Source organism: Jiangella alkaliphila (genome assembly GCF_900105925.1).
In the GTDB taxonomy this organism is placed as follows: domain Bacteria; phylum Actinomycetota; class Actinomycetes; order Jiangellales; family Jiangellaceae; genus Jiangella; species Jiangella alkaliphila.
The window spans coordinates 1,083,318-1,102,843 of record NZ_LT629791.1 but is presented as its reverse complement, the minus strand read 5'-3'; the positions used below and the strand labels follow the sequence as shown (position 1 = coordinate 1,102,843).

Here is a 19,526-nt window from a genome sequence, read left to right as displayed (position 1 = left end):
CGCTGACCGTCGACGGTGTCGCCGTCACCCTGCTGGAGCGCCGGGTGGTCGACGGCGTCAGCCTCAGCGTCCCCGCCGGGACCTGGCTGACGCTGGTCGGACCGAACGGCGCCGGGAAGTCGACGCTGCTGCGGGCCGTGACCGGTGCTGTGGCGCACGACGGGACGATCGCCTTCGACGGCGTCGAGGTCGCTCGGCTGCGCTCACGCGAGCGGGCCCGGCTGGTGGCCGTCGTCCCACAGGACCCGGCCCGGCCCGACGGCATGAGCGTGCTCGACTACGTGCTGCTCGGGCGCACGCCGTACGTGCCGTATCTGGGAACGGAGTCGGCACAGGACCTCGCGGTGGCCGGCGAGCTACTGGACACCCTGGAGCTGCGGTCGCTGTCCGGCCGCATGGTCACGGAGCTGTCCGGCGGCGAGTTCCAGCGCGCCGTGCTGGCCCGCGCGCTGGCCCAGCAGGCGCCGGTGCTGCTGCTGGACGAGCCGACCAGCTCGCTCGACCTCGGCCACGCGCAGCAGGTGCTGGAGCTGGTCGACGAGCTGCGGGCGTCGCGCGGGCTGACGGTGGTCAGCGCGCTGCACGACCTCACCACCGCCGGGCAGTTCGCCGACCACCTGGTGCTGCTGGTCGACGGCCGCGTGGTCGCGCAGGGGTCGGCGCAGGAGGTGCTGACCGAGGAGCTGATCCGCGAGCACTACGGCGCGCGCGTGCGGGTGGTCACCGATCCGCACGGCGGCGTGATCGTCGTGCCGCTCCGGTCCCGGCCGGCCGGCGGACTCCGCGACGTCGGCGGGGTCGCGTGAGCGCGCTTTGCAATGAGCACCGATACGCACCGGTGCGTATGCGTGCTCATTGCAAGGGCGGGTGGACTGCCGCGGCAGCCGTCGTGGTGGCCGTGGCGTTGGACGCCGCGTTCCGGGAGCCACCGCTGGCGGTGCACCCGGTCCGCTGGACCGGGCGGTATCTCGCCTGGGCCGCGCGCCGCGTGCCGTCGGGTCCGCCCGGGCGCGCGGTGGCGACCGGCGCCCTGGCCTGGGCTTTCGGAGCTGTGACGGCGTACGGCGCGGGCTTGCTCGTGTCCCGGGCGGCGGCCCGGTTGCCGTCGCCGTTGCGGCCGGTCGCCGTCGGCGTGGCGCTGTGGCCGCTGTTCGCGCACCGGATGCTGCTCGACGAGGTCGCCGGGGTGGAGCGCGCCCTGGCCTCCGGCGGCGTGGCGGCGGGGCGGGCGGCGGTGGCCCGTATCGTCAGCCGCGACGTGTCCGAGCTGACGCCGGACGAGATCCGGCAGGCGGCGGTCGAGTCGCTGGGCGAGAACCTGTCCGACTCCGTCGTCGCGCCGCTGTTCTGGTACGCCGTGGGTGGGTTGCCGGCGGCCGCGCTCTACCGGTTCGCCAACACCGCCGACGCCGTCTGGGGCTACCGCACGCCGCGCTGGAACCACGCCGGCCGGGTCGCCGCGCGCGCCGACGACCTGCTCAACCTGGTGCCGGCCCGGCTCACCGGTCTGCTGCTGGCCGGCCGGACGGTGTCGTGGGAGCGGCTGCGCGCGGAGGCCGCGCTGACCCCGTCACCGAACGCGGGCTGGCCGATGGCGGCGCTGGCGCTGCGGCTGGGCGTGTGGCTGGCCAAGCCGGGCGTCTACGCGCTCGGTGCGGGAGGTCGCGCGGTCGAGCCCGGTGACGTCCGTGCTGCTCTGCGGCTGGCCCGGCGCCGCGGGTGGGCGCTGGCCGCAGCTGCCGCCGTAGTCGCCGGGGCGCGGGCGCGATGACCGCCGTCATGGTGCAGGGCTGCACCAGCTGGGCCGGGAAGAGCCTGCTCACGACCGCGCTGTGCCGCTGGTACGTGCGCCAGGGCCTGAAGGTCGCGCCGTTCAAGGCACAGAACATGTCGAACAACGCGCGCGTCGTCGAGGGCGGCGAGATCGGCGTCGCGCAGTGGCTGCAGGCGCGCGCCGCCAGGGTCGAGCCGGACGTGCGGATGAACCCCGTCCTGCTCAAGCCCGAGTCCGGCACCAGCCAGGTCGTCCGGCTGGGCCGCGTCGACGCCGAACTGTCCCGGCGGCCGTGGCGCGACCGCAGCGAAGCCCTCTGGCCCACCATCGAGAACGCGCTGGCCGAGCTGCTCGACGAGTACGACGTCGTGGTCATCGAGGGCGCCGGCAGCCCGGCCGAGATCAACCTCGCCGCCAACGACATCGTGAACATGAGGGTCGCCGAGCGGGCCGAGGCGCCCGTGCTGCTCGCCGTCGACATCGACCGCGGCGGCGCCTTCGCCCACCTCTACGGCACGTGGGCGCTGCTGCCGCCGCACCACCAGCGGCGGATCCGCGGCTTCGTGCTCAACCGCTTCCGCGGCGACGCGTCGCTGCTGCCGCCCGGGCCGGAACAGCTGGAACGGCTGACCGGCGTGCCGACCGTCGGCGTCGTCCCGATGATCCGGCACGACCTCCCCGACGAGGACGGCGCGGCATTGCGAGCGCCGGTGCGGGGCGGGCTGCCGCCGGTCGCGATCGTCCGCTACCCGGCGGCGTCGAACCTGGACGAGTTCGCGCTGCTGGAGCAGGTGGCCGACGTGCGCTGGGCGACGCAGCCCTGGCACCTCGACGGCGCGGCAACGGTGCTGCTACCGGGCTCGAAGCACGTGGCGTCGGACCTGCGCTGGCTGCGAGACTCGGGGGTCGGCGACGCGGTGGTCGCGGCCGCCGGGCGGCCGGGGGTGCGGGTCATGGGCGTGTGCGGCGGGCTGCAGCTGCTCGGACGGCGGCTGTCCGATCCGCACGGCGTCGACGGTGCCGGCGACGGGCTCGGCCTGCTGCCGCTGACCACGACGTTCGAGCGCGACAAGCTGGTCCGGCGGCGGTCGCTGACGCTGCCCGCGTTCGCCGAGCCGTGGGCGGCGCTGAGCGGGCTGCCGGTCCACGGCTATGAGATCCGGCAGGGCCGCACGGTGGACGACGCCGGGTCGGACGCCGTCGTCGTGGCCGACAGGAACGTCGCCGGGTGGTATCTGCACGGCCTGTTCGAGGACGCGGCGGTGCTCGAGGCTCTCTTCGGCGCCCGGCCGGCCCGGACCTTGGAGGCGACGTTCGAGCGGCTCGCCGACGTCGTCGAGCAGCACGTCGACACGCGGCTGCTGCGGGGTCTGGTGGGGCTGTCGTGATCGCGGCGCTGCGTACGGCGGTGGAGTTCCTGACCCGGATACCGGTCGGCGCTTCCGCGAACGCTAGACCAGGGTTGGACCGGGCCGGTGCGTGGTTCCCGCTGGTCGGCGCGCTGGTCGGGGCGGTGGGGCTGGCGGTGTGGTGGGTGGCGGACGCTCTGGCCGGTCCGCTGGTGGCCGCGGTGGCGGCGGTGCTGGCGACCGTGATCGTCACCGGTGCCCTGCACGAGGACGGGCTCGCAGACACCGCTGACGGGCTGTGGGGCGGCTCGACCCGGGAACGGCGCCTGGAGATCATGCGCGACAGCCGGCTCGGCACGTACGGCGCGCTGGCGCTGGCCGGCGACCTGCTGCTTCGGGTGGCGCTGCTGGCGACGGCCGGATCGGCGGCCTTCACCGACGTCGCCCGCGTGCTCCTCGCCGGCCACGTCGTCGCGCGGGCGGCGCCGCTGGTGCTGGCGGCCTGGCTGCCGGTCGCCCGGGTCGATGGTCAGGGCCAGCGGCTCGGCCGGCTCCGTGCCGGGGATGCCGTCGTGGCGGCGGTGACCGTGCTCGTCGTGGCCGTGCTCGTGACCGGCTGGTGGGCGCCGGTCGTGCTCGCCGCGGCGGCCGTGCCGGTGCTCGGCCTGCGCCGTGCCGCCCGTCGGCGGATCGGCGGGGTCACCGGAGACGTGCTCGGCGCCGGGGTGGCGCTGACGAACCTCGCCGTCGCGATCGTCGTCGTGGCGCTGGCCCAGGAGGACCTACTGTGACCCCGACCCCCGTTGATCATGGAGAAGGTCGGGTTCCCGGGCGCTCGGAAGCCGACCTTCTCCGTGATCAACGGGGGCAGGCGGCAGCGCGGGGGCGGCTGACGCTGGTGCTGGGCGGCCAGAAGTCGGGCAAGTCCGGGCTGGCGGCGCGCCGGGCCGAGGCCAGCGGCCGTCCCGTCGTGGTCGTCGCGCCGGCCGTCGTCCGCGACGAGGAGTTCAAGGCCCGGGTCGAGCGGCACCGGGCGGACCGACCCGCGCACTGGCGGACCCTGGAGACGTTCGACCTGGCGGCCGCGGTCGCTTCGGCGGGAACCGGGTCGTTCGTGCTGGTCGACGCGCTGGACACCTGGCTGGCCGAGACCCTCGAGTCGGCCGGCGTCTTCGTCGGCGACGACGTGCCCGACCCCGCTTTGCGGGCACGCGCCGAGGACGACGTGGTGGCGGCGTTGCGCGCGTTCTGCGCCGCGGTCGCGGCGACGGACGTGGACGTGCTGGTCATCGCCGGCCAGCCCGGCCTGGGTGTCCACGCCGGCGGTCCCGGCGCCCGGCTCTATGTCGACGTGCACGGCCGGGCGGTCCAGACGCTCTCCGCAGCGGCGGACGAGGCCCTCCTCGTGGTCGGCGGCCGCGCGGTCCGCCTCGAGCCCGACATGCCGCCCACGGTCCCCGTTGATCATGGAGAAAGTCGGCTGCCGAGCGCCCGGGAAGCCGACCTTCTCCATGATCAACAGGGACGGGGTGGGGCGCCTGTGGTGGACCCACTGTTGCGCGAGCATGGTGACACCCAGGTGCCGCCCGGCGCGGTCGATCTCGCCGTCAACGTGCTGCCGGGACCACCGTCGTGGCTGGCAGAGCGGCTGGCGGGAGCCGTGCGCGACCTGGCCGCCTACCCGGACGATCGCGCCGCCCGCGCCGCGGCGGCCGCAAGGCATGGCCGTCCCGCCGAGGAGTGCATGGTCGTCGACGGTGCGGCGGAGGCGTTCTGGCTGCTGGCCAGGGTGCTCCGGCCGCGGCTGGCCGCCTGCGTGCACCCGTCGTTCACCGAGCCCGAGGCGGCGCTGCGGGCCGCCGGCGTCCCCGTGGTCCGGGTCATGCGCGAGGCCGAGCGGGCCTGGCGGCTGGACCCGTCTGCCGTGCCCGAGGAGGCGGACCTCGTCGTGGTCGGGCGGCCGGACAACCCGACCGGGGCGCTCGACCCGGTCGAGACGGTCGCGGCGCTCACCAGGCCCGGCCGGACCGTCGTCGTCGACGAGGCGTTCGCGGAGTTCCTGGACGACGCCGACGGCGTGGCCGGGCGTCGTGACCTGCCCGGCGTCGTCACCGTACGGAGCCTGACCAAGCTGTGGGGGCTGGCCGGCCTCCGGGTCGGCTACGTCGTCGGCCCGCCGGCCACCATCGGCAGGCTCGCCGCCGGCCGCCAGCCGTGGAGCGTCAACAGCCTCGCCCTGACCGCGATCGAGGCGCTGGCGTCGCCGGCCGCCGAGGCCGAGCGGCGCGAGCGGGCCGCCGCTGTCGCCGAGTCGCGGACCGAGCTGGTCGCCGAGCTGCGGGCCGTCGGCGGCCTGGAGCTGTGGGACGCGCACGCGAACTTCGTGCTGGTCTGCTCCGGCCGGCCGGGCCTGCGCGACCGGCTGCTCGAGCACGGCCTGGCGGCCCGCCGGGCCGACACGTTCCCGGGGCTGGACGACCGCGCCGTGCGAGTCGCCGTCCGCGACCGGGCGACGAACCGCAGGTTGATCGCCGCGCTACGCACCATCGAAGAAGGAGGGCCGGCATGACGCCGACCGTGGAAGAGCTCGTCGAGCAGGTCCGGCCGGTCGACCGGACGGCGTACGCGCAGGCCCGCGAACGGCACGCCGGGCTGGCAAAGCCACCGGGCAGCCTCGGGCGCCTGGAGGATCTCGGCGCCCGGCTGGCCGCGATCGCGCACCGCTGCCCGCCGCCGGTGCCGTCGTCGCCGGCATTGGTCGTGGCCGCGGCCGACCACGGAGTGCACGCTCAAGGCGTCTCCGACTGGCCGCAGGAGGTGACGGCGGCGATGGTCGCGACCGTCGTCTCGGGCGGGGCCGCGGTGAACGCGATCGCCCGGACGGTCGGCGCGCAGGTCGTGGTCGTCGACGTCGGGACGCTGCGGCTCGGCCCGGTCCCCGACGGCGTGCGCGACGAGCGGGTGCGCAGCGCCACCCGCGACCTCGCCGTCGAGCCGGCGATGACGCTCGACGAGTGCCGGACGGCGATCCGCGCGGGCGCCCGGGTCGCGGCGGAGCTGATCGACGGCGGCACCGACCTGCTCGTGACCGGCGAGGTCGGCATCGGCAACACGACGGCGTCGGCCGCCCTGTTCGCGGCGTTCACCGGCGCCGACCCGGCCGACGTGACCGGGAAGGGCGCCAATCTCGACGACGGCCGGACGGCGCACAAGGTCGACGTCGTGCGGACGGCGCTGGCCCGGCACGCCGCGGCCGGCCGGTCCGGACCGCTGGAGACACTGGCGTCGCTGGGCGGGCTGGAGCACGCGGCGCTGGTCGGCGTCATGCTGGCCGGAGCGGCCGCGCGGATCCCCGTCGTCGTCGACGGCGTCGTCACCGGGGCCGCGGCGCTGGCCGCCGTCGCGCTCGCCCCGGAGGTCGCCGGCTACCTGGTCGCCGGGCACACGTCGGCCGAGCCGGGCGGGCGGAGGCTGCCCGACCGGCTCGGTGAACCTGCTCTGCTCGACCTGTCGTTGCGGCTCGGCGAAGGCACCGGCGCGCTGCTGGCCGTCCCGCTGGTGCAGGCCGCCGCGCGAGTGCTGACGGACATGGCGACGCTCGCCGACGTGACAAGAGCGCCTAGCACGTTGCCTGGTCCTGGTGCGGTGGATGCGGCGATTGCTGCGCCGGCTCCGCTTCGCGGCGGTGAAGCATGCCGCGGGCGCTCTTGACGCCGGCTCCGCAATCCCCGCATCCACCGCACCCGCGGGCTCGGCTCCGCTGTCTTCGTCGGTCGGCTCGCTAGTTCTGGCTGCCGTCGAGCGTGCCCTGGCTGCTGTTGCCGGCGGCCGAGGTGGGCGCCGCCTTCTTCGCGGGCGCCTTCTTGGCCGCGGTCTTCTTCGCCGGAGCGCTCTTCTTGGCCGGCGCCTTCTTCGCGGCCGGCTTGTCGCCCCCCGCGGCGTTGGAGCTCGACGCGGCCTTCTTCGCGGCGACCGGAGCGGGCTCAGCGGCCGGCTTGGCGTCGGGCGACGGCGCCGGTGCCCACGGACCCGTGGACGGGTCGTACGTCGTCCACTGGTCGGACTGCCCGCGCCGGCGCACGACCGCGGCCAGCGCGGCGCCCGCGGCGGCGAACCCGCCAAGCACCGCGACGACCCGGCGGCGCCGCTTGCGCTGCTTCTCGGCCTTCTCCGCGAGCACGGCCGTCTTCTCGGACAGCTCGTGCGCACGCTCGGAGAACTTGTCCGCCGCGACCGCCAGCGAGTCGGCGACCCGCGGGACGACGTCGTGCAGCAGCGTCTCCTTGGCCTGGTTCGCGGCCGGCCCGACCTTCTCGCGCGCCGCCTGGACCTTCGGGCCCATCTTGTCGACCGCAGACTCGACGACCGGCGTCAGCCGCTCTCGCGCGGAGTCGACCACTGGTGTCGCGGCGTCGCGGGCGCGCCGACCGGCTTCGCGTGCGGCCTGGCGGGCCTGTTCCGCAGCCTCCTGCGTGCGCACCTTCGCATCCTCGGTGCGGCTGTTCCGCCGGATGCTGAATCGCCTGCTCACGTTGGGCCTCCCTTGTCGGATCGCGTGCAGGGCCCCTGTCCCCGTTGTATCCCCCCGATCTTGCCTTACTCACGACCGTATGCCGACATACGCCACGGCGTGCGAGGATGGAGCAAATATCGAGGACATCGAACAGCGAAGGGCTTACCCGTGGCCGACGAGCTTCATGCCACCCTGCACACCAACCGCGGCGACATCACCGTGGCACTGCTGCCCAACCACGCTCCGAAGACGGTGCGCAACTTCGTCGAGCTCGCGCAGGGCGAGCGCGAGTGGGTCAACCCGGAAACCGGTGAGAAGACCTCCGACAAGCTGTACGACGGCACCGTCTTCCACCGCGTCATCTCCGGCTTCATGATCCAGGGCGGCGACCCGCTGGGCAACGGCACCGGCGGTCCCGGCTACGACTTCGCCGACGAGTTCCACCCGGAGCTGGCGTTCAACAAGCCGTACCTGCTGGCCATGGCCAACGCCGGGCCCAACACCAACGGCTCGCAGTTCTTCATCACCGTCGGCCCGACGCCGCACCTGAACCGCCGTCACACCATCTTCGGTGAGGTGGCCGACCAGAGCAGCCGCGACGTCGTCGACGCCATCGCCGCCACGCCCACCGACCGTGGTGACCGGCCGCGCGAGCCCGTCATCATCGAGTCGGTCACCGTCACCGGCGGCTGAGACCCGAGAGCCGTCCTCCATGACCGGAAATGCCGGTGGTCCGGCCGGGCCGCCCGCCAGTGGCGACTCGGCCGCGCCGCCGACCTGTTATCGCCACCCTGACCGCGAGACGTACATCCGCTGCTCGCGGTGCAACAAGCCGATCTGCCCCGACTGCATGATCGCCGCGCCGGTCGGCTACCAGTGCCCGCAGTGCGTCGCCGAGGGCCGCAAGGGCGTCCGCCAGGCCAGGACGGCGCTGGGCGGGCAGCGCCGCGAGGGCAACGCCAACCTCGTCACGCTCACCATCATCGGCATCAACGTGGTCATCTGGGTGATGGGCCTGGTCATCGGCACGCGTGGCGACACGATCCTGGCCGAATACGCCCGCGCCTCAGGCACCAACGAACTGGCCGCCCGGCTGGGCCTGGTCCTCGGCGACCCCACCGACGCGTTCTCGTTCGGCATCGTCGACGGCGAGTGGTACCGGGTCATCACCGCCACCTTCATGCACGTCAGCGTGCTGCACATCGCGCTGAACATGCTGGCGCTGTACATGCTCGGTTCGCAGCTGGAGCCGCTGCTCGGCCGGTCCCGGTTCATCACGCTCTACCTGCTGTCGGCCCTCGGCGGCTCGGCGGCGTCGCTGTTGATGGTCTCGGCCCCGTACAACATCTCCATCGGGGCGTCGGGAGCCGTGTACGGCCTGTTCGGCGCGCTCTTCGTGGTCGCCCGAAAGCTCGGCGGCGACACCCGCAGCATCCTCGTGGTGCTGGCCCTCAACCTGGCGTTCAGCTTCACCATCTCCGGCATCGACTGGCGGGCCCACCTCGGCGGCCTGGCCATCGGGACGGCGCTCGCGGCGGTGTTCGCCTACGCCCCGCGTGAGCAGCGCAGCCTCTGGGGGCTGATCGGCTCGCTCGGCGCTGCTCTGCTCATCACGACCGTCATCATGATCGCCGTCATCTGACCAAGCGTCACGCGCGCCTCGTTCCGCCAGACGGCACAGTTGATCTTGGAGTTCTTCGGCCATCAAGCGGACATTCGGGACGGTAGTACCCGAACAACTCCAAGATCAACTCGGGTGACGGGGCGGGTGTCCGGCGTAGCAGCAGCGTGTCCCTGGTCCTCGCTCAGAGCGAAGGGGCGTGGTCCGCACCACCGCGACGGCAAGGGCCGGCTGGCCGCCGCCCCGCAGCGGACGCCAGCGCGCCCGGCCCCAGTCGTCGTGGGTCACGTCGAGCAGGGGTGCGCCGCATGGCGCACCCCGTCGTCCTCGAACCCGACCGCCGCCGGCCACGGGCGCGCCGTCCCGAACCCCGTCCCCCGACGGCCACCGACCCACCGCGACGAACACGGCCGGCCGGCGCTCGGGCATCCACACCCCAACGCCGGCGGCGAGGTTATCCACAGGAGTTATCCCCACTGGGGAAAATTACACGCGTGTAATCACAGCTGTGCAATAACCTGTGGACAGCGGCGTTCCCCCAGTTCAGCGAGGGAATCGATCACTTCCAGCGGGTGGCGGTCATGAAGCCGCCGGTGATCAGCCCCATGCCGATCAACAGGTTCCAGCCGCCGAGGTCTTGGACCACCGGGATGTCGTCGCCGACGAGGTAGTAGACGACGATCCACACCAGCCCGACGACGAGTAGGGTGATCATGGTGGGGACGACCCAGCGACCGGACACCGTCGAGTCCTTGAACTCGCCCCGCTCCGGAGGGGTGTAGTCGTCGTCCTTGCGACGGCTGCGAGACTTGGGCACGGTCGGTTCCTCTCGGTCTTGGCTGGTTGCGGTGATGCTCGGCTAGCGTAGTCGTCAGCGGGCCGAGCGCCCACATCGCGGCACGCGGTCCCGATCGTCCCACTTGGAGGTGGCCACCATCAGCCGGTCGTCCGACTACCCCCGGGCCTGGCGCTTCCTGGCCCCCGTGGTGCTCGCAGGCTGTGGTGTCCTGCTCATCACCAGTGCCAAGGCCGCCGACGGCGAAGACCTCCGGGGCAGCGACGTCGTCGCGTTCTCCGACCTGGTGCGGGCCGAGGAGCAGCGCGTCCAGGAGCTCCAGGCCCGCATCGACGACATCTCCTCCGACATCGAAGATCTCACCGCCGGCGGGGCAACAGTGAGTCCGCCGAGGTCGACCGCCACACCGAGGAGCTGATGCCGGAGGCCGGGCTCACCGCGGTCCAGGGTCCGGGGCTGACGGTCACGCTGGACGACGCGGAGCTGCCGAACAATCTGAGCGAGGACTCCGAGTTCAACACCGAGGACTACCTCGTGCACCAGCAGGACCTCGAGGGCGTCATCAACGCGCTGTGGGCGGGCGGGGCCGAGGCCCTGACCGTCATGGACCAGCGCATCGTCTGGACCAGCACGGTCGAGTGCGAGGGTCCGGTGCTGCTGCTCAACGGCCGCACCTTCTACCCGCCGTACACCATCAGCGCCATCGGCGACGCCGACGCCATGCGCGACTCGCTCGACGCGTCGCCGCAGGTGCGTGAGTACCGCGCGTGGGCCGACCGCATCGGGCTGCACTACGGCGTCGCCGGCGAGGAGAACATCACGATGCCGGCCTTCACCGGCAGCGTGCAGGGAGGCCAGACGTCGTGAGCCGGCGCATCCTCGTGGTCGACAACTACGACAGCTTCGTCTTCAACCTCGTCCAGTACCTCGCCCAGCTCGGCGCCGAGTGCGATGTGCGCCGCAACGACGAGATCGGCTCGGCCGACGGCTACGACGGCGTCCTGCTCTCCCCCGGCCCCGGCACGCCCGAGAAGGCCGGCGGCTGCATCGACCTCGTCCACACGCTGGCCGGGCGCACCCCGATCTTCGGCGTGTGCCTCGGGCTGCAGGCCATCGGCGTCGCATACGGCGCCACCGTCGGCCGCGCGCCCGAGCTGCTGCACGGCAAGACCAGCCAGGTCCTCCACGACGGCGACGGCGTCCTGGCCGGTCTGGCCAGCCCCTTCACCGCCACCCGCTACCACTCGCTGGCCGTCGAGCCCGGCACCGTCCCGGCCGAGCTGGAGGTGACGGCGCGCACCGCGGGCGGCGTCGTCATGGCCATGCGGCACCGGACGCTGCCGGTCGAGGGGGTCCAGTTCCACCCCGAGTCGGTGCTCACCGAGGGCGGCCACCGCATGCTGGCCAACTGGCTCGCCGTCTGCGGCGACGACGGCGCGGTCGCTCGGTCCGCGGGGCTGGCCCCGGTCGTCTCGCACGGACCGTCCGCCGACCTGCCCGCCTGACCGTCAAGCCACAGAACGAGAGCCGCGCGGCCCGGGAGATGCTCCCGAGCCGCGCGGCTCTCGTTCGTGCATGGGTCGCGGCCAGTCGGCTACGGGCCGAGGACGCCGCCCTCCTCCGTGCCGCCCTCACCACTCTCACCATTCTCGGTCCCGGACGGGTCGCCCGTCTCGTCGCCAGGCGGGGTCTCGGTCTCGGTTGGGGTCTCGGTCGGCGTCTCCGTCTCGGTCTCCGTCGGCTCCTCGGTGGGCTCCTCCGGCGGCGCCTCGGCGACGTAGATGATGACGGTGTCGCCCTCTTCGAGCTCTGTGCCTTCGCCCGGCTCCTGCCGGAAGACGTTGCCCTCGGGCACGTCGGCCGTCTCCTCGTTGCGGGGGTCGGCCACCAGACCGAGCCGCTCCAGGGCCTGGACGGCGGCGTCCTCGCTCATGCCGACCACGTTCGGCGCCAGAATGGCGACCTCGCCGCTGGAGATCGTGAGGTTGACCGTGGTTCCTGGTGCCACGGAGGCGTTGGCCTCCGGATCCGTCGCGAGAACGGTGCCGGCCTCGTCCTCACTGTCCTGCCGGCTGACGTTGCCTGGTTGGAGTCCTGCCTCGCGGAGCAACTCCTCGGCCTCTGCCTGAGGCCGGCCGACGACCCCCGGAACGGTGACCATGTCGGGCGCCGCGCCGATGGTGAGCGTCACGGCGGAGCCCTCGTCGAGCTGAGTGGAGGGCACCGGATCCTGACGGATGACCGCGCCGATCTGCGCTTCGTCGTCGACCGGCTCGGTCTCGACCGTGGCTTCGAGATTCTCCTCGGTCAGCCGCGCCGTCGCCTCTTCCTGCGTCATGCCGACGAGGTTCGGGACGGTCGCCTGCGCTGTGCCGCCGGAGTTGAACACCAGGTAGCCGATCAGCCCGGCGATCGCCAGGATGGCCAGCGCGCCGAGGACGACGGCCCACCAGCTGAAGCCCTTGCGCTGGTCGTCCTCGTCGTCGTCGAACTCGTCGGGGAACGGCGTGTCGTCGTCGAGCGGCATCGCGCCGGCGACGGTGGCCGGCGCGGCGTTCGCGATGAGCTGCGTCGCGGCGGACGTGTCGGCGGCCGCGGCGACCGGCAGCCCGGCGGCGGCCCGCTCGAGGTCGGTACGCATCTCGTAGGCGCTCTGGTACCGGTGCAGGCGGTCCTTGGCCAGCGACTTCATGACGATGGCGTCGAGCTCGGGCGTGATGTTCGGGTCGAGCGCCGACGGCGGCGTCGCCTGTTCGCGGACGTGCGAGACCGCCACCGACACCAGCGACTCGCCGATGAACGGCGGCCGGCCGGTGAGCAGCTCGTACAGCACACAGCCGCTGGCGTAGAGGTCGCTGCGGGCGTCGGCCTGCTCGCCACGCGCCTGCTCAGGCGAGATGTACTGCGCGGTCCCGACGACGGCGGCGGTCTGGGTGAGCGCCATGCCGGTGTCGGCCAGTGACCGGGCGATGCCGAAGTCGGTGACCTTCACCTCGCCGCCGTTGGTGATCATGATGTTGCCCGGCTTGATGTCGCGGTGGACGATGCCGGCGCGGTGGCTGTACTCCAGCGCGTCGAGCGTCGCGACGAGGATCTCGATCGACCGCTCCGGCGTGAACCGCTGCTGCTCCTGCAGTATCTCGCGCAGCGTCTGGCCCTCGACGTACTCCATGACGATGTACGGAATACGGTGGCCGTCGATGTAGTCCTCGCCGGTGTCGTAGACGGCGACGATGTTGCGGTGGTTCAGTGACGCCGCTGACTGCGCCTCACGGCGGAACCGGGCCTGGAACGTGGCGTCGCTCGAGTGGTCGACCCGCAGCATCTTCAGAGCGACGATGCGCCCCAGCCGGGAGTCGCGGCCACGGCGGACTTCGGCCATGCCTCCACGGCCGATCACCTCGCCCAGCTCGTAGCGATCTCCCAGGAGTCGCAACTCGTTCATTGTGCGGCCCTTTCTCGACTCAACCCCGCGCAGGCTACCCGTTCCGGTGGGCCTGCTGCTCTACCTGACCGAACAGTGAAGATGGTCACGATCCCAACACCGCCTGCATGACGTCCCTGGCGATGGGCGCCGCGAGCCGTCCGCCGCCGATGTCGTCGCGCGCGGTGTCGGGCGCGTCTTCGATGACGACGGCGACCGCCACGCTGGGCTCGTCGGCCGGCGCGAAGGACGTGAACCACGCGTACGGAGGCCGGTCCTCCGAGCTCTGGGCGGTGCCGGTCTTGCCCGCGACCTGGATGCCGTCGATCTGCGCGTTCTCGCCGGTACCGTTCTCGACCACGTCGACCATCATCTCGGTCAGCTGCTCGGCGGTCTCCGGCGAGACGGCGCGGGTGCGCTCCTCCGGCTCGGTCCGCTCGATCGGGCTGACCAGGTCCGGCCCGCTGACCTCGCGGACGATGTACGGCTCCATCAGCACGCCGTCGTTGGCGATGGCCGCGGACACCATGGCCATCTGCAACGGCGTCGCGGCGACCTCGAACTGCCCGATCGCCGAGTAGGCCAGCAGGGCGTCGTCGAGCTCGGCCGGGAAGACGCTGGTCGCGGCGTTCATGTCGTCGTTCGTCAGCGGCTGGGTGCCGAAGCCGAACCGCTCGGCCTGCTCGCGCAGCGCGTCGTCACCCAGCTCGTTGCCGAGGAAGGCGAATGCGGTGTTGCACGAGACCCGCAGCGCCTCGGTGAGCGTCGGCGTGCCGTCGCCGCAGGCCTGACCGTTCTGGTTGGGCAGCGGGCGGGACGACTGCGGCACGTCGTAGTCGGCCGGCCCGGGCACCTCGGTGTCGGGCTCGAACTGGCCGGACTCCAGCGCCGCGGCGGCCGTGACCAGCTTGAACACCGAGCCCGGTGGCAGCCGCTGGGCGATCGCGCGGTTGAGGTCGGGCTTGTCGGGGTCGGCGGCCAGGGCGTCGCGGGTGGCCGTCTGCTCCTCGATCGAGTGGCTGGCCATCGGGTTGGGGTCGTACGACGGTGTGCTGACCATCGCCAGGATCGCGCCGGTCTGGACGTCGATGGCGACGACGGCGCCCTTGAAGCCCGCGTCGGTGAGGCCGTCCCACGCGGCCTGCTGGGCCGCCGGGTCGATGGTCAGCCGGACGGCGCCGCCGCGCGGTTCCTCACCGGTGACGAGGTCGATGAGCCGGCGGACGAACAGTCGGTCGTCGTCGCCGGACAGGATGTCGTTCTGCGCCCGCTCGAGCGCCGTCCGCCCGTAGTTGTACGAGTAGTAGCCGGTCAGCGGCGCGTAGATGGGCCCTTGGGGGTACTGGCGCAGGAACTGGTACTCGTCGTCGACCGGCGTCGACTGCGCGACCGGGGTGTCGTCGGCGAGCAGGATCGGGCCGCGCTCGCGCGAGTACTCGTCGAGGAGCACCCGGCGGTTCTCCGAGCGCGCGTTGAGGTCGTCGGCCCAGAACGCCTGCACGTACGTCGCGTTGATGAGCAGCGCGACGCACAGCAGCAGGCAGCCGGCGGAGATGCGGCGGATCGGGGAGTTCATCGGATTCTCACGACCTGGGTCACGGCGGTGTCCGCCTGCGGGGAGGACGACGGCGTCGATGGCGGGGCCGGCCGCCGGGCCGCGTCGGACAACCGGATCAGCAACGCGACCAGCACCCAGTTCATCACCAGCGACGAGCCGCCGAGTGACAGGAACGGCGTCGTCAGACCGGTCAGCGGGATCAGCCGGGTGACACCGCCGAGCACGATGAAGACCTGGAGGAAGAAGCCGGCGGCGAGGCCCGCTGCCAGCAGCTTGCCGAACGGGTCGCGCAGCAGCAGGCCCGCGCGCAGGCCGCGGGAGGCGAGCAGCGCGTACAGCAGGATGATCGCGATCAGCCCGGTGAGCCCCAGCTCCTCACCGAGGGCGGAGCCGATGAAGTCGCTCTCGGCGATCGGGGTCAGATCCGGACGGCCCTGGCCGAGGCCGGTGCCGAGCAGGCCGCCGTATGCCAGCCCGTAGAGCGACTGCGCGACCTGGCCCTGCGGGTCGATGAACGGGTCCATCCAGAAGTCGACGCGCTCGGCGACGTGCGAGACGACGGCGTTCGCGGCGAACCCGCCGGCCAGGATCAGCAGCAGGCCGAGGATGATCCACGAGATGCGCTCGGTGGCGACGTAGATCATCAGCACGAAGATGCCGAACAGCAGCACGGACGGGCCGAGGTCGTTCTGCACGACGAGGATGCCCAGGGCGCCGAGCCAGACCAGCAGGATCGGCCCGAGGTCACGGGCGCGCGGCAGATCGACGCCGAGGAACCGGCGGCCGGCCAGCGCCAGCGCGTCGCGGGTCTGCACCAGGTAGGCGGCGAACGCGATGATCAGGATGATCTTGGCGGCCTCGCCCGGCTGGAACGTCATCGGCCCGATGTTGATCCAGATGCGGGCGCCGCGGATCGAGTGGCCGACGACCGGCAGCAGCGGCAGCATCAGGAGCAGCAGCCCGGCCAGCCCGGCGAGGTACGGCAGCCGCGCCAGCACCCGGTGGTCGCGCACGAAGATCAGCACGAAGACGAACGCGGCGACGCCGACCGCCATCCAGGTGAGCTGGGTGGACGCGCGGGTCGTCCCGTCGGCGAGGTCGAGCCGGTGGATCATCGCCAGGCCCAGCCCGCACAGCGTCACGACGATCGGCAGGATGACGGGGTCGGCGTACGGCGCCCTGATGCGGATCACGATGTGCGCGACCGCCGTGGCCGCGGACAGCCCGCCGAGGTAGCCCAGCGCGTTCGGCGGCACCCGCCCGAGCGCGCCGAGGTCGACGCTCACGTAGGCGAACGTCGCGATGCCGATGGCGAAGATTAGCAGCACCAGTTCGGTACCCCGGCCGCGGCGCGGGGTGACCGTCTCGGGCGCCGGTGGTTCGGTGCGGGCGCGGGCGCGGTCCAGAGTCATGACGCCCCCGCACAGAGCAGCCCGGGGAAGCCGACCTCGCCGCCGAGCCAGCCGTCCTCGGTGCCCTCGGCTTCCTCGGTGGGGTTGTCGGTGGGCTGCTCGGTCGCCGGGTCGGTGGCCGGTGGCGTGCCCTCGCCCTCGCCTGCGCGCGGCGCGGCGGTGCCGGTGGGCGTCGGGGTCGGGGTCGGGGTCGGGGTGGTCGTGGGCGGTGGCGTCTCGCCGCCGTCCAGCCGCTCGTGCGCCCGGCACGCCTCTAAGCGCAGCCGTTCGACGACGGTGTCGGCGTCCTGGAGGTCCTCGGCCGTGATGGTGTCGGCGACCTGCTCGCGGTAGAGGTCGGGCAGCGCCTCGACCGGCAGCCCGCCGGGGATGTCGTGCAGCTCGGACAGCCGGATCGGCCCGATCTCCTGGCTCACGCCCTGGTAGATGGCCACCTGCCCGTTGCTGTCGCCGATGTAGTACTGGTTGCGGACCCAGTCGCTGGCGAGGTCGAGCCCGACCCAGCCGATGGCCCCGACGGCGGCGACGATGACGACGGTGCGCAGCCAGCGGCGGCGTCGCGGCGGCTGCGGCGCGTACCGCATGGCCTCGAGATCCTCAGGCGTCGGGCGGTGCTCCTCGGCGCCGACGAGGGCGCGCAGCGCGGCACCCGGACGGCGGCGGTGCGGCCGTTCCGGCGGCGGTGCGTCGTTGCTGGCCGCGGCGCCGACGAGGAACGCCTCGGCGGTGTCGTCAGGCTGCCGCGGGGTATCGGTCTCGACGACGTCGGCCAGCACCAGCGTGACGTTGTCGGGGGCGCCGCCGGCCAGCGCCAGCCGGATCAGTTCGTCGGCGGCGTCGTCCAGCCCGGCGACGGAGCCGAGGGTGTCTTCCAGCGTGGCGTCGGACACCACGCCGGTGAGGCCGTCGCTGCACACCAGCAGGCGGTCGCCGGGATAGACGTCGAGCACCTGCAGGTCGGGGTCGACGTCGCCCTGGCCCTGCAGCGCCTTGAGGATCAGCGAGCGGGCCGGATGGACGCCGGCCTCCTCGAGCGTGATGCGGCCCTCGTCGACCAGCGACTGGACGAACGTGTGGTCGTGCGTGAGCTGCATGATGGCGCCGCCGCGCAGCAGGTAGGCGCGGGAGTCGCCGATGTGGCCGAGCCCGAGCGCGGCGCCGGTCCACAGCAGCGCCGTGACCGTCGTGCCCATGCCCTCGCGGCTGGAGTCGTCGACGATGAGCTGACGGATGCGCTTGTTGGCCGCCTCGATGGCGGCCGTCAGGGTCTGCAGCGGGTCGCTGTCGCGGGGTTCGCGCTCGGTCAGCACCAGCTCGTCGATGGCCGCTTGGCTGGCGACCTCGCCGGCCGCGTGGCCGCCCATGCCGTCGGCGACGGCCAGGAGGTAGGGGCCGGCGTAGCCGGAGTCCTCGTTGCCCTCCCGGACCAGGCCGACGTCGGAGCGCGCGACGTAGCGCAGCGTCAACGGCATCGAGGCCTACTTCCGCAGCTCAACGACGGTCTTGCCGAGCCGGAACCGGCTGCGGGCGGTGACCGGCGTGCTGCGCGTGAGCCGCTGGTTGCCGACATACGTGCCGTTGGTCGAGCCGAGATCCTCGACGAACCACTGGCCGTCGTGGAACCGCAGCCTGGCGTGCTGCGTCGACACGTACTCGTCGGCCAGCGGCACGGTGCAGTCGGCGCCGCGGCCGAACGTGACCGGGGTGCCGTCGAGCGGCACGGACTTCCCAGTGTCGGGTCCTTCGACGAGGAACGCCCTGGTGGGGGTGCCCTTGGCGCCGCGAGGCTGACGGTTCTGCTTGGCCGCCTCGCGGGCCTCGCGCTGCGGCTTGGGCTGCTTCGGGGGCCGCACGCCGAACAGGTCGGCTCGCATGGCCGACGTGACGGAGAGGATCAGCAGCCACAGCACGGCCAGGAAGCCGAGCTTGATGACCGTGAGTGTCAGTTCCGACACTCGTTCACCTCCCGGGACTGCGCCGACGGACGTCGATCACGGTGGAACCGATCACGATGCGGGAACCGTCGGTCAGTGGCGCCTGGCCCACCCGGGCGCCGTCGACGACCGTCCCATTGGTGGAGCCGAGGTCGACGGCCACCAGCTGGGACTGCGGTCCCTGCTGGTACACGCGGATCTCCAGATGCCGGCGCGAGACGCCGGCATCGTCGATGCGAAGGTCGCACTCGCTGCCGCGCCCCAGCACGACACCGGGCGGCAGCACCGGATGCTGGGTGCCGTTGATGATGAGGTACGCGTCGGCCTGCTGCTCGCTGGTGGGTGTCGGCGCGAACGACGCCCCGCGGTCGACGCCGGCCCGGACCGCACTGCGGATGCGGAAGGCGCCGGTGCCGAGGTCCTCGTGCCTCTCGAACCCGACCCCGACCGGTCCCGTGAAGGCGTAATGCTGCAGCTCGGCGTGTTCGCGGGCCAGTTCGACCAGCTCGGTCGCCAGCGTGCCGATGTACGCCTGGAGCCGGTCGTAGTCGCCTGGACCCAGCTCGACCACGAAGTCGTTCGGCACGAGCGACCGGTCGCGGCTGACGATCTGCGCGTTGTTGTCGAGCTCGCGCTGGATCGCCGCGGCGATCTCCACGGGCTGCACCTCGGAGCGGAACGCCCGGGTGAACGCACCTTGGACCATGCTCTCGAGCCGGCGCTCGAAGCGCTGCAACACCCCCACGGGTACCTCCCTCCACGTCTCGCACCTGGTGCCGCGGGCAAGACCCTGATCGTAACGGCGCGTTGCAGTGCGGTGCGGTCGCGCCCTGGATCGGGGCCGTGCGGAAACGGCCGTCGCAACCTTATGTGACGAAGGACGGCCTGCGGCTGGTTCCGGCGGCTCTCACTGTCTTCCCGCCCATGCTGACATCCAGACCCCCAGATCGTGGAATCGACCACGCGCGGAGGCGTGTTAACCTTGGTGCCGCACCACGCGCGGGTGGCGGAATAGGCAGACGCGCACGGTTCAGGTCCGTGTGTCCGAAAGGACGTGGGGGTTCAACTCCCCCCTCGCGCACCACACCAGGATCCCGGTCAGGTACCCATCTGGCCGGGATCTTCGCGTTCGGACCGGACACGAA

At 72.7% G+C, this 19,526-nt stretch carries 19 protein-coding genes and 1 tRNA gene; 12 read left to right on the top strand and 8 right to left on the bottom strand.

All coding sequences use genetic code 11. The features are described from left to right. Nucleotides 1–2 precede the first annotated feature (2 nt). The 6 genes from BLV05_RS05170 (at nucleotide 3) to cobT (ending at nucleotide 6,834) form a co-directional block, all read left to right on the top strand. Nucleotides 3–806, top strand: coding sequence for an ABC transporter ATP-binding protein (locus BLV05_RS05170; protein ID WP_046767252.1), 804 nt, complete (start codon nucleotides 3–5; stop codon nucleotides 804–806). Nucleotides 807–898: 92 nt separating this feature from the next. Continuing rightward, the gene (gene cbiB, locus BLV05_RS05165; RefSeq protein WP_197683537.1) at nucleotides 899–1,771 is read left to right on the top strand and encodes an adenosylcobinamide-phosphate synthase CbiB; all 873 of its coding nucleotides are present in this window, start codon (nucleotides 899–901) and stop codon (nucleotides 1,769–1,771) included. Beyond that, nucleotides 1,768–3,162: a cobyric acid synthase gene (locus BLV05_RS05160; protein WP_046767064.1), complete on the top strand. Its 1,395-nt coding sequence runs from the start codon at nucleotides 1,768–1,770 to the stop codon at nucleotides 3,160–3,162. The genes cbiB and BLV05_RS05160 overlap by 4 nt, the downstream gene beginning before the upstream one ends. Further along, on the top strand, nucleotides 3,159–3,914 hold the full coding sequence (gene cobS / locus BLV05_RS05155) for an adenosylcobinamide-GDP ribazoletransferase (RefSeq protein WP_082154964.1): 756 nt from the start codon (nucleotides 3,159–3,161) through the stop codon (nucleotides 3,912–3,914). Before BLV05_RS05160 ends, cobS begins: the two co-directional genes overlap by 4 nt. Nucleotides 3,915–4,021: 107 nt before the next feature. Then, nucleotides 4,022–5,692: an Rv2231c family pyridoxal phosphate-dependent protein CobC gene (gene cobC / locus BLV05_RS05150; protein ID WP_160312713.1), complete on the top strand. Its 1,671-nt coding sequence runs from the start codon at nucleotides 4,022–4,024 to the stop codon at nucleotides 5,690–5,692. Beyond that, entirely contained in the window at nucleotides 5,689–6,834 is a 1,146-nt protein-coding gene (gene cobT / locus BLV05_RS05145) for a nicotinate-nucleotide--dimethylbenzimidazole phosphoribosyltransferase (RefSeq protein WP_063932494.1), read from the top strand. The genes cobC and cobT overlap by 4 nt, the downstream gene beginning before the upstream one ends. Before the next feature lie 70 nt (nucleotides 6,835–6,904). Here cobT and BLV05_RS37515 read toward each other — a convergent pair whose 3' ends face one another. After that, on the bottom strand, nucleotides 6,905–7,654 hold the full coding sequence (locus BLV05_RS37515) for a hypothetical protein (RefSeq protein ID WP_152690596.1): 750 nt from the start codon (nucleotides 7,652–7,654) through the stop codon (nucleotides 6,905–6,907). A gap of 150 nt (nucleotides 7,655–7,804) precedes the next feature. Between BLV05_RS37515 and BLV05_RS37510 the strand changes: the two genes are divergently transcribed. Together BLV05_RS37510 and BLV05_RS05130 are read left to right on the top strand one after the other, a co-directional pair. Then, nucleotides 7,805–8,329 (top strand): peptidylprolyl isomerase, encoded by a 525-nt coding sequence (locus tag BLV05_RS37510; protein WP_046767065.1) that lies wholly within the window; start codon nucleotides 7,805–7,807, stop codon nucleotides 8,327–8,329. Nucleotides 8,330–8,348: 19 nt separating this feature from the next. Further along, on the top strand, nucleotides 8,349–9,278 hold the full coding sequence (locus BLV05_RS05130) for a rhomboid family intramembrane serine protease (RefSeq protein ID WP_046767066.1): 930 nt from the start codon (nucleotides 8,349–8,351) through the stop codon (nucleotides 9,276–9,278). A gap of 538 nt (nucleotides 9,279–9,816) precedes the next feature. On the opposite strand, the gene BLV05_RS05125 is transcribed toward BLV05_RS05130, so the two are convergent. After that, on the bottom strand, nucleotides 9,817–10,074 hold the full coding sequence (locus BLV05_RS05125; RefSeq protein WP_046767067.1) for a cell division protein CrgA: 258 nt from the start codon (nucleotides 10,072–10,074) through the stop codon (nucleotides 9,817–9,819). Nucleotides 10,075–10,183: 109 nt separating this feature from the next. On the opposite strand from BLV05_RS05125, the gene BLV05_RS05120 reads away from it, so the two are divergent. From BLV05_RS05120 to BLV05_RS05110, 3 genes are read left to right on the top strand one after another with little or no spacing between them, the layout of a single operon-like run. Next, the gene (locus BLV05_RS05120) at nucleotides 10,184–10,471 is read left to right on the top strand and encodes a hypothetical protein (protein WP_157524202.1); all 288 of its coding nucleotides are present in this window, start codon (nucleotides 10,184–10,186) and stop codon (nucleotides 10,469–10,471) included. Next, nucleotides 10,471–10,920 carry a DUF881 domain-containing protein gene (locus tag BLV05_RS05115; protein ID WP_083421275.1) on the top strand — a complete coding sequence of 150 codons (450 nt, stop codon included), beginning with the start codon at nucleotides 10,471–10,473 and terminating at the stop codon, nucleotides 10,918–10,920. Before BLV05_RS05120 ends, BLV05_RS05115 begins: the two co-directional genes overlap by 1 nt. Next, the gene (locus BLV05_RS05110) at nucleotides 10,917–11,558 is read left to right on the top strand and encodes an aminodeoxychorismate/anthranilate synthase component II (protein WP_046767068.1); all 642 of its coding nucleotides are present in this window, start codon (nucleotides 10,917–10,919) and stop codon (nucleotides 11,556–11,558) included. The genes BLV05_RS05115 and BLV05_RS05110 overlap by 4 nt, the downstream gene beginning before the upstream one ends. 89 nt (nucleotides 11,559–11,647) lie before the next feature. Here BLV05_RS05110 and pknB read toward each other — a convergent pair whose 3' ends face one another. The 6 genes from pknB to BLV05_RS05080 all read right to left on the bottom strand — a co-directional run bounded on the left by pknB (nucleotide 11,648) and on the right by BLV05_RS05080 (nucleotide 19,126). Next, nucleotides 11,648–13,498 carry a Stk1 family PASTA domain-containing Ser/Thr kinase gene (gene pknB, locus BLV05_RS05105; protein WP_052762163.1) on the bottom strand — a complete coding sequence of 617 codons (1,851 nt, stop codon included), beginning with the start codon at nucleotides 13,496–13,498 and terminating at the stop codon, nucleotides 11,648–11,650. A gap of 85 nt (nucleotides 13,499–13,583) precedes the next feature. Next, a complete protein-coding gene (locus BLV05_RS05100) occupies nucleotides 13,584–15,053 on the bottom strand; it encodes a peptidoglycan D,D-transpeptidase FtsI family protein (RefSeq protein ID WP_046767069.1) in 1,470 nt (489 codons plus the stop codon). After that, complete coding sequence (locus tag BLV05_RS05095; protein WP_046767070.1) at nucleotides 15,050–16,447, bottom strand: FtsW/RodA/SpoVE family cell cycle protein; 1,398 nt, start codon at nucleotides 16,445–16,447, stop codon at nucleotides 15,050–15,052. Before BLV05_RS05095 ends, BLV05_RS05100 begins: the two co-directional genes overlap by 4 nt. Then, entirely contained in the window at nucleotides 16,444–17,919 is a 1,476-nt protein-coding gene (locus tag BLV05_RS05090; protein WP_052762164.1) for a PP2C family protein-serine/threonine phosphatase, read from the bottom strand. Before BLV05_RS05090 ends, BLV05_RS05095 begins: the two co-directional genes overlap by 4 nt. Before the next feature lie 6 nt (nucleotides 17,920–17,925). After that, complete coding sequence (locus tag BLV05_RS05085) at nucleotides 17,926–18,402, bottom strand: FHA domain-containing protein FhaB/FipA (RefSeq protein ID WP_046767071.1); 477 nt, start codon at nucleotides 18,400–18,402, stop codon at nucleotides 17,926–17,928. Nucleotides 18,403–18,406: 4 nt separating this feature from the next. Further along, nucleotides 18,407–19,126 (bottom strand): FhaA domain-containing protein, encoded by a 720-nt coding sequence (locus BLV05_RS05080; RefSeq protein ID WP_046767072.1) that lies wholly within the window; start codon nucleotides 19,124–19,126, stop codon nucleotides 18,407–18,409. 252 nt (nucleotides 19,127–19,378) lie between these two features. Here BLV05_RS05080 and BLV05_RS05075 point away from each other — a divergent pair. Further along, nucleotides 19,379–19,465 (top strand) — tRNA-Leu (locus BLV05_RS05075). The last annotated feature ends 61 nt before the right edge of the window (nucleotides 19,466–19,526 follow it).

Bases quoted from the DNA above. Each gene is read 5' to 3' on its own strand.
- BLV05_RS05115 (WP_083421275.1), top strand. From the start codon at position 10,471: ATGCCGGAGGCCGGGCTCACCGCGGTCCAGGGTCCGGGGCTGACGGTC.
- BLV05_RS05160 (WP_046767064.1), top strand. From the start codon at position 1,768: ATGACCGCCGTCATGGTGCAGGGCTGCACCAGCTGGGCCGGGAAGAGC.
- pknB (WP_052762163.1), bottom strand. From the start codon at position 13,498: ATGAACGAGTTGCGACTCCTGGGAGATCGCTACGAGCTGGGCGAGGTG.
- BLV05_RS05130 (WP_046767066.1), top strand. From the start codon at position 8,349: ATGACCGGAAATGCCGGTGGTCCGGCCGGGCCGCCCGCCAGTGGCGAC.
- BLV05_RS05100 (WP_046767069.1), bottom strand. From the start codon at position 15,053: ATGAACTCCCCGATCCGCCGCATCTCCGCCGGCTGCCTGCTGCTGTGC.
- cobT (WP_063932494.1), top strand. From the start codon at position 5,689: ATGACGCCGACCGTGGAAGAGCTCGTCGAGCAGGTCCGGCCGGTCGAC.
- BLV05_RS05095 (WP_046767070.1), bottom strand. From the start codon at position 16,447: ATGACTCTGGACCGCGCCCGCGCCCGCACCGAACCACCGGCGCCCGAG.
- BLV05_RS05090 (WP_052762164.1), bottom strand. From the start codon at position 17,919: ATGCCGTTGACGCTGCGCTACGTCGCGCGCTCCGACGTCGGCCTGGTC.